Annotated in this window: 6 protein-coding genes and 1 riboswitch; of the genes, 2 read left to right on the plus strand and 4 right to left on the minus strand. The window is 66.3% G+C overall.

Going from position 1 to position 8,364, the window contains the following annotated elements:
• Positions 1–12: 12 nt before the first annotated feature.
• Positions 13–1,401 carry a GspE/PulE family protein gene (locus tag DBV10_RS06645; RefSeq protein WP_124511806.1) on the plus strand — a complete coding sequence of 463 codons (1,389 nt, stop codon included), beginning with the start codon at positions 13–15 and terminating at the stop codon, positions 1,399–1,401.
• Between the two features lie 75 nt (positions 1,402–1,476).
• Here the strand turns inward: DBV10_RS06645 and DBV10_RS06650 are convergent, their stop codons facing one another.
• The 4 genes from DBV10_RS06650 to lpxC form a co-directional block, all read right to left on the minus strand.
• On the minus strand, positions 1,477–3,111 hold the full coding sequence (locus tag DBV10_RS06650) for a methyl-accepting chemotaxis protein (protein ID WP_124511808.1): 1,635 nt from the start codon (positions 3,109–3,111) through the stop codon (positions 1,477–1,479).
• A 191-nt stretch (positions 3,112–3,302) separates the two neighbouring features.
• Complete coding sequence (gene thiC, locus DBV10_RS06655; RefSeq protein WP_124511810.1) at positions 3,303–5,207, minus strand: phosphomethylpyrimidine synthase ThiC; 1,905 nt, start codon at positions 5,205–5,207, stop codon at positions 3,303–3,305.
• Positions 5,208–5,322: 115 nt separating this feature from the next.
• A riboswitch (TPP riboswitch) is annotated at positions 5,323–5,446 on the minus strand.
• Positions 5,447–5,507: 61 nt separating this feature from the next.
• The gene (locus tag DBV10_RS22860; RefSeq protein WP_199740054.1) at positions 5,508–5,684 is read right to left on the minus strand and encodes a hypothetical protein; all 177 of its coding nucleotides are present in this window, start codon (positions 5,682–5,684) and stop codon (positions 5,508–5,510) included.
• A 12-nt stretch (positions 5,685–5,696) separates the two neighbouring features.
• Positions 5,697–6,620, minus strand: a complete 924-nt coding sequence (lpxC, locus tag DBV10_RS06660) for a UDP-3-O-acyl-N-acetylglucosamine deacetylase (RefSeq protein ID WP_124511812.1) — start codon at positions 6,618–6,620, stop codon at positions 5,697–5,699.
• Between the two features lie 278 nt (positions 6,621–6,898).
• Between lpxC and DBV10_RS06665 the strand changes: the two genes are divergently transcribed.
• Positions 6,899–8,364, plus strand: a 1,466-nt coding sequence (locus DBV10_RS06665) for a methyl-accepting chemotaxis protein (RefSeq protein WP_124511814.1), incomplete at its 3' end; no start/stop codon positions are given.

Consider the following 8,364-nt stretch of genomic DNA (forward strand, 5'->3'; position numbering starts at 1 on the left):
AGGCCGACAACCATGCGCCACCCCCTGCCCTACGCCTTTGCCCGCACCGCCCAGCTGCTGCTGGAGGATGACGGCCACCAGCTCGTGCTGTGGCATGGCCCCAGCCCCGATGCAGGTGCGCTGTCCGAAGTGCTGCGCAAGCACCCGGTGCAGCAGCTGCTGCCGCTGGATGCGCCCGGCCTGGCCCAGCGCATCAGCGCGGCCTATTCACACAGCGAATCGAGCGCCGCCACGGTGGTGAGCGAGGTCGAGAGCGACGCCGACCTCTCGCGCATGATGCAAGAGCTGCCCGCGGTGGAAGACCTGCTGGAATCCGCCGGCGACGCGCCCATCATCCGCATGCTCAACGCGCTGCTCACGCAGGCCGCGCGCGACGGCGCGAGCGACATCCACATCGAGCCCTACGAGCGCCACTCCAGCGTGCGCTTCCGGGTGGACGGCACGCTGCGCGAGGTGGTGCAGCCCAACCGCGCGCTGCACGCGGCCCTGATCTCGCGCCTGAAGATCATGGCCGACCTCGATATTTCGGAAAAGCGCCTGCCGCAGGACGGCCGCATTAGCCTGCGCCTGGGCACGCGCGCCATCGACGTGCGGGTGTCCACTCTGCCCAGCGCCCATGGCGAACGCGCCGTGCTGCGCCTCCTGGACAAGAGCGAGAGCAAGCTCAGCCTGGAGTCTGTGGGCATGCAGGGCGACACGCTGCAACGCTTTGAGGGCCTGATCAGCCAGCCCCACGGCATCATCCTCGTGACCGGGCCCACGGGCTCGGGCAAGACGACCACGCTGTATGCAGGCCTGGGGCGACTCGATGCCACGCGCAACAACATCATGACGGTGGAAGATCCCATCGAGTACGAGCTGCCCGGCGTGGGCCAGACCCAGGTCAACAGCAAGATCGAGCTGACCTTTGCCAAGGCCCTGCGCGCCATCCTGCGCCAGGACCCGGACATCATCATGATCGGCGAAATCCGCGACTTCGAGACCGCGCAGATCGCCATCCAGGCCTCGCTCACGGGCCACCTGGTGCTGGCCACCCTGCACACCAACGACGCGGCCAGCGCCGTCACGCGCCTGACCGACATGGGCGTGGAGCCCTTCCTGCTGTCATCGTCCTTGCTGGGCGTGCTGGCCCAGCGGCTGGTGCGCAAATACTGCGGCCACTGCCATGGTGCGGGCTGCGATGCCTGTGGCCACACGGGCTACACCGGCCGCACCGGCGTGTTCGAGCTGCTGGTGACCAACGACGCCATCCGCGCGCAGATCCACAACCAGGCCTCGGAGGCCGACATCCGCGCCGCCGCCCTGGCCCATGGCATGGCCCTGATGCGCGAAGACGGCGAGCGCCTGATTGCAGCCGGCATCACCAGCCGCGAAGAGGTTCTGCGCGTGACGCGGGATTGAGAAAGCTATCGTTTTGATAGCTGCTAGCGCTTGATGGGCAAGCGCTAGAGGCCCAAATACCTCAAACCCCAAAAACTACCGAATCTGCAGCGCAGGCCGGTGCCCCACCGGGGCAGCCGGGGGCACCGGCATCCCGAACGCCGCAGAGGCGCCCTCCTGCAGCTTGAACTGGCTGACCGCGCTGGTCAGGTGGTGCGCCTGCTCCCGCAGGGACTCGGAGGCGGCGGTGGACTCTTCCACCAGCGCCGCGTTCTGCTGCGTCATCTGGTCGAGCTGGCTCACCGACTGGCTGATCTGGCCGATGTTGTCGCTCTGCTCGGCCGACGAGGCGGTGATCTCCGCAATGATGTCGGACACACGGCGCACGCTGCTCACGATCTCGGTCATGGTCTGGCCCGCCTGGCTCACCAGGCGCGAGCCGTCTTCGACCCGCTCCACCGACGAGCCGATCAGGCCCTTGATCTCCTTGGCGGCCTCGGCGCTGCGCTGCGCGAGGTTGCGCACCTCGCTGGCCACCACCGCAAACCCCCGGCCCTGCTCACCCGCACGCGCAGCCTCGACGGCGGCGTTAAGCGCGAGGATGTTGGTCTGGAACGCGATAGAGTCGATCACGCCCGTGATGTCGGCGATCTTGCGCGAGCTGGTGGTGATCTGGTCCATGGTGGTCACCACCTGCGACACCACGGCGCCGCCGCGCGCCGCCACTTCGGCGGCCGACGAGGCAAAGTCGCTGGCCTGGCGCGAGGACTGGGCGCTTTGCTGCACCGTGCTGGTCAGCACTTCCATCGACGAGGCGGTTTCTTCGAGGTTGGCCGCCGTCTGCTCAGTGCGATGGCTCAGGTCATGGTTGCCGCTGGCGATCTCGGAGCTGGCGGTGGAGATGTTGCCGGCCGCATCCTGCACCTGGCGCACCAGGCCGCGCAGCGCGTCCTGCATGCGGCCCATGGCCGACACCAACTGGCCCACCTCGTCCTGGTTCATGGCCGCCACATCGCGCGACAGGTCGCCGCTGGCGATGCGTTCGGCCAGCTCCTGCGCCTGGCCCAGCGACTTGGTGATGGAGCGCACACTGAAGAAGGTGAGCGGGATCAGCACCGCCAGCCCCAGCACCAGGCCAATGCCGATCAGCGCCGACATGGTGGAGGTGCGCGACTCCACCCCTGCGCGGGCCTCGTCCATCTGTGTGCGCGCCGCGCTGGCCAGGCTGGAGAACAGCTTGTCGGTGGCCTCCATGTGCACCTTGAGGCGGTCGGCATAGGCACCGCCGCCCGCGCCGTCCAGCTGCGCGCCCTCGATCTTCTCGAAGATGGGGGCAATGCCGGTTTCATACGCCTTGATCTCAGCGAGCGACTTGTCGATGGACTCGATGAAGGCGGCATCGCCCGACTGCACCTGGCGCACATCGGCCAGGCTCTTGCGCAGCGACGCCAGGGTCTTGGCCCAGGACTCGCGCAGGGCAGACACCTCGACCGAGTTGTTGAAGTTGATGATGATGTCTTTTTCGGTCCGGCGCAGGTCCCCCAGGGTGGTGCGCAGCTCGGACATGTCGGTCAGTGTCTGTACCCGTTCAGAGAACAGCACCTGCAGCGTGCCGCGCGTGCGGTCCAGGGCCACATAACCCATCGCGCCAATGACGACCAGAAGAATCAGGGAAAAGACGGTTCCGAAATAGAGACGCGTGCGGATGGAGAAGCGGCCGAGAGCGTTCATGGCTCTTCCTTACAATTTTTAACAGACTACCCAGCATAGCAAATTTGGTGCCACACCCACCCCCCGGTCTTCTGAACCGGGTGTGGGCGGGACTATAGGCCCAGCTGCTGCCCCGCCGCACAGGGTAAGCACGGCCCCATGGCCCTTTTGAAGGGAATCCACAGGGCCAGTAGCCGCGCTAATCCAGTCGCTCAAACAGGCTTGAGCGGGATGTACAGCTCGCCGCCGCCGCGCTGAAACTCCACCGCCTTGGTCTCCATGCCCTGGGCCAGCGCGTCGGCCTCGGCCAGGCCCTTCTGGGCGGCAAAGTCGCGCACCTCCTGCGTGATCTTCATGGAGCAGAACTTGGGGCCGCACATCGAGCAGAAATGCGCCACCTTGGCCGAGTCCTTGGGCAGGGTTTCGTCGTGGTATTCCTTGGCCGTCTCGGGGTCCAGGCCCAGGTTGAACTGGTCTTGCCAGCGGAAGTCGAAGCGCGCCTGGCTGAGCGCATCGTCGCGCGAGCGGGCACCGGGGTGGCCCTTGGCCACATCCGCCGCATGCGCGGCGATCTTGTAGGCAATGATCCCCTGCTTCACGTCGTCGCGGTCGGGCAGGCCCAGGTGCTCCTTGGGCGTCACGTAGCACAGCATGGCCGTGCCCATCCAGCCGATCATGGCCGCGCCAATGGCCGAAGCGATGTGGTCATAGCCGGGTGCGATGTCGATGGTCAGCGGGCCCAGGGTGTAGAACGGCGCCTCGTGGCAGGTTTTGAGCTGCTCGGTCATGTTGGCCTGGATCATGTGCATGGGCACATGGCCGGGGCCTTCGATCATGGTCTGCACGTCGTGCTTCCAAGCCACCTGGGTCAGCTCGCCTAGGGTGTGCAATTCGGCGAACTGGGCCTCATCGTTGGCATCCGAAGCGCAGCCGGGGCGCAGGCCATCGCCCAGGCTGAACGACACGTCGTAGGCCTTCATGATGTCGCAGATGTCCTCGAAGTGCTCGTACAGGAAGCTCTCGCGGTGGTGCGCCATGCACCACTTGGCCATGATGGAGCCGCCGCGCGAAACGATGCCCGTGCGCCGCTGCGCGGTGAGGTGGATGTAGGCCAGGCGCACGCCCGCGTGGATGGTGAAGTAGTCCACGCCCTGCTCGGCCTGCTCGATCAGCGTGTCGCGGAAGATTTCCCAGGTCAGGTCTTCGGCCACGCCGCCCACCTTTTCCAGCGCCTGGTAAATGGGCACCGTGCCAATCGGCACCGGTGAGTTGCGCACGATCCAGTCGCGCGTGGTGTGGATGTTCTTGCCGGTCGAGAGGTCCATCACGTTGTCGGCGCCCCAGCGGATCGCCCACACGAGCTTTTCCACTTCTTCTTCGATGCTCGACGTGACGGCCGAGTTGCCGATGTTGGCGTTGATCTTGACGAGGAAATTGCGGCCAATCGCCATCGGCTCCACCTCGGGGTGGTTGATGTTGGCGGGGATGATGGCGCGGCCCCGGGCCACTTCGTCGCGCACAAACTCAGGCGTGATGATGCGCGGGATGCTGGCGCCCATGGGGTTGCCCATCAGGCGCTTCTCGCGGCCCGCATCGGCCATGTACTGCTCCATCCACTCGCGCTTGCCGTTTTCGCGAATGGCCACGTACTCCATCTCAGGGGTGATGATGCCCTTCTTGGCGTAGTGCATCTGCGTGACGTTGGCACCCGCTTTGGCGCGCAGGGGCTTGCGCTGCAGCGCGGCAGCTTCAGCACGCAGCTGGGCCAGGCGCGTGGCGTCTTCGCTCTTTTGGCCATCGTCCAGCGCCACGGGCGCGCGGCCTTCGTAGTGCTCCACATCGCCACGGCCGGTGATCCAGCCGCCACGCACGCTGGCCAGGCCCTGGCGCACGTCGATCACGGCGTTCGGGTCGGTGTAAGGGCCCGAGGTGTCGTACACACTGACCAGCTCGCCGTTGGTCAGCGCAATGTCGCGCACGGGCACGCGCAGGTCGGTGTGCAGGTGGCCGGGGATGTAGGCCTTGCGCGATGCAGGAAAGGGCTCGCGCGTGCGTGCGAGCAGCTCGGCGAACTTCTCGGGGGTGGCGAGCTTGGCGTGGGGATCGGGGGCGTTCATGGGGCAGGTCTCCTGGTTCCGGTGGCGGTGGGGTCTGCTCCGGAATGGACCTGTGCGCCCCCCAGGTGCGGCAGCGCCTGGGGCATGGCGTGCCCACTGGGACTGCGGGCACGGGGACAAGGAGGTCGGCTCTTCTTCCGCCGGTATGAACCGGATCAAGTTCGTCGGGTTCGCAAGCTCGCCTGAATTTCTTCAGGCCTCTTGCATCTCAGCGCATCAGCACACCCCGGAGCAGGCGCGAGTATAGGGCAGAGAGAAAACAGGGGCCTGCCCACGCCCTGCACGGCGATTGCACGGAAGTCAGGCCAGGCGCCCGATGAAGATCACGGCAAAAAAGAACACGGCCGCAATCACCGTCCACTTGAGGATGACCAGCCCCAGGCGCTTGTAGCGCGCCTGCCCCGTGCCGGCATAAAACGCAAACGACACGGCCGCCGCCAGGAGCAGCAGCATGGCCAGCCAGCGAAAGATCAACATGGCAGGCCGCTTCTACCAGGCACGCACAGGCTGCGCAAAACCGGCAGGGGCCTGGCGCTCGTCCTCGAAGGTGATCACCTCCCAGGCATCGCGCTGGGCCAGCAGTTCGCGCAGCAGCAGGTTGTTCATGGCGTGGCCCGAGCGGAAGGCGCTGTAGGCCGCGAGCAAGGGCTTGCCAATGAGGTACAGGTCGCCCATGGCGTCGAGGATCTTGTGCTTCACGAACTCGTCGTCGTAGCGCAGGCCGTCGCTGTTGAGCACCTTGTAGTCGTCCATGACGATGGCGTTGTCCAGCCCGCCGCCCAAGGCCAGGCCGCTCGCGCGCATCATTTCCACATCGCGCGTGAAGCCAAAGGTGCGTGCGCGGGCGATGTCGCGGCTGTAGTTGCCTTGCCCCAGGTCAAACTCCACGCGCTGGCCGGTGGAGTCCACCGCCGGGTGGTCGAAGTCGATCTCGAAGCTGAGCTTGTAGCCATGGTAGGGCGTGAGGCGCGCCCACTTGGCGTTGGCGCCCTCGCCCTCGCGCACCTCCACGGGCCGCGTAACGCGGATGAAGCGCTTGGGGGCGTTCTGCAGTTCCACCCCGGCGCTTTGCAGCAGGAACACGAAGGAGGCCGAAGACCCGTCCAGGATGGGCACTTCCTCGGCGGTGATGTCCACATAGAGGTTGTCGAGGCCCAGGCCCGCGCAGGCCGACATCAGGTGCTCCACCGTGTGCACCTTGGCATTGCCCACGGCGATGGTGGAGGCCAGCCGCGTGTCCGTCACGGCCTCGGCCCGGATCGGGATGTCCACAGGCTGGGGCAGGTCCACCCGCCGGAACACGATGCCCGTGTCCGGCTGCGCAGGCCGCAAGGTCAACTCGACCCGCTGGCCGCTGTGCAGCCCGACGCCAACGGCGCGGGTCAATGTCTTGAGGGTGCGTTGCTGGAGCATCCGCGCATTTTAGTTTCTGGGGCCCCGCCCCGCACGCACTGAGGTTTTGCGGCGCCCACCGCACGCCGTACGTAGAGCTACCGCCGCGTTTTCACCTACTGCGCCCGGCCCTGCCTTCGCCGCACAATCCCTGGTCGGAGGACACCCCGCAGCGCATCACGAAAATGGCGCCGCACGGTGATGCACCCGTGTGGCAAAGACCAGGCCAGATGCCGAGCCGAGCAAGAAGAGATGGACCCAGAGACAACCCGACGCTGCCCCACCGGAGAACGCACACCATGAGCAAGCTCAGCTTCAAAATGAAAATCATGCTCATGATCGGCACCGCACTTGCTGCACTGCTGATCATGGCCATTCTGTCCCTGCTGCAGGAGCGCCGGCTCATCAGCGAATCGCGCAAGGAGTTGCTGACCACCGCCGTGCAATCCGCCCACAGCATCGTGGCCGCCTACCAGGCCAAGGCCGCCAGCGGCGCCATGCCGCAGGAGGAAGCCCAGAAGGCCGCCAAGGAGGCCCTGCGCCTGGCGCGTTACGGAGGCCCCGAGGGCAAGACCGAGTACTTCTACATCTGGACCACCGAAGGCCTGGGGGTGATGCACCCCTTCAAGCCCGAATGGGACGGACAGGACATGCTGGGCAAGGTCAAGGACGGCTCGGGCGTGGACATCATCGGCCTGCTCGTGAACGGCATGCGCAGCAGCAAGGATGGCAAGGCGTTTGTGCCCACCATGTTTGCCCGCCCTGGCCAGACAACCCCCTTGCCCAAGCTGCAGTACATCGTGCGGGTGGAGGGCTGGAACTGGATGGTGGGCTCGGGGCTGTACACCGACGATGTGGATGCGCTGCTGCGCAAGGCCCTGTGGTCCAGCCTGGCCCTGGTGGTGGTGGTGTTCCTGGTGGTGGGGGCCATCGGCCTGATCGTGTCGCGTTCGGTGCTGCGCCAGATCGGCGGCGAGCCCACCGAGGCCATTGCCATCATGCAGGAAGTGGCCGAGGGCAACCTTGATGCGCAGATCCCGACCGCCCACCCGGGCTCGATGCTGGACGGCCTGGCCCACATGGTCACCTCGCTGCGCAAGCTGGTCACCGAGGTGCGTTCGGCCACGGACAGCATTGCCACGGCGTCGGGCGAGATTGCCCAGGGCAACAACGACCTGGCCCACCGCACCGAGGACACGGCCAGCAACCTGCAGACCACGGCCAGCAGCATGGAAGAGCTGACCAGCACCGTCAAGCAGACCTCGGACTCGGCGCAGACCGCCAACCAGATGGCGACCTCCGCCGCCGCTGTGGCGGCGCGCGGGGGCGAGGTGGTGTCCCGCGTGGTGTCCACCATGCAGGACATCAACGCCAGCAGCAACAAGATCAGCGACATCATCGGCGTGATCGACGGCATTGCGTTCCAGACCAACATCCTGGCGCTCAATGCCGCCGTCGAAGCCGCCCGCGCGGGCGAGCAGGGGCGCGGTTTTGCGGTGGTCGCCAGCGAGGTGCGCAGCCTGGCCCAGCGCAGTGCAGCCGCCGCCAAGGAGATCAAGACGCTGATCGATGCGTCCGTGGAAAAGGTCGCATCGGGCACGCAGCTGGTGGGCAATGCGGGCGCCACCATGACCGAGATCGTGGACAGCGTTCAGCGCGTGACGGACATCATCGGAGAGATTCGCTCGGCCACCTCGGAGCAGAGCCAGGGCATTGCCCAGGTCAACACGGCCGTGAACCAGCTGGACCAGATGACCCAGCAGAA

Origin of the sequence: Acidovorax sp. FJL06 (assembly GCF_003852545.1) — a bacterium.
In the GTDB taxonomy this organism is placed as follows: domain Bacteria; phylum Pseudomonadota; class Gammaproteobacteria; order Burkholderiales; family Burkholderiaceae_C; genus Acidovorax.

What these genes read in the sequence shown, in the direction of transcription:
- DBV10_RS06645 (WP_124511806.1), top strand. Translation starts at nt 13, where the DNA reads ATGCGCCACCCCCTGCCCTACGCCTTTGCCCGCACCGCCCAGCTGCTG.
- DBV10_RS06650 (WP_124511808.1), bottom strand. Translation starts at nt 3,111, where the DNA reads ATGAACGCTCTCGGCCGCTTCTCCATCCGCACGCGTCTCTATTTCGGA.
- thiC (WP_124511810.1), bottom strand. Translation starts at nt 5,207, where the DNA reads ATGAACGCCCCCGATCCCCACGCCAAGCTCGCCACCCCCGAGAAGTTC.
- DBV10_RS22860 (WP_199740054.1), bottom strand. Translation starts at nt 5,684, where the DNA reads ATGTTGATCTTTCGCTGGCTGGCCATGCTGCTGCTCCTGGCGGCGGCC.
- lpxC (WP_124511812.1), bottom strand. Translation starts at nt 6,620, where the DNA reads ATGCTCCAGCAACGCACCCTCAAGACATTGACCCGCGCCGTTGGCGTC.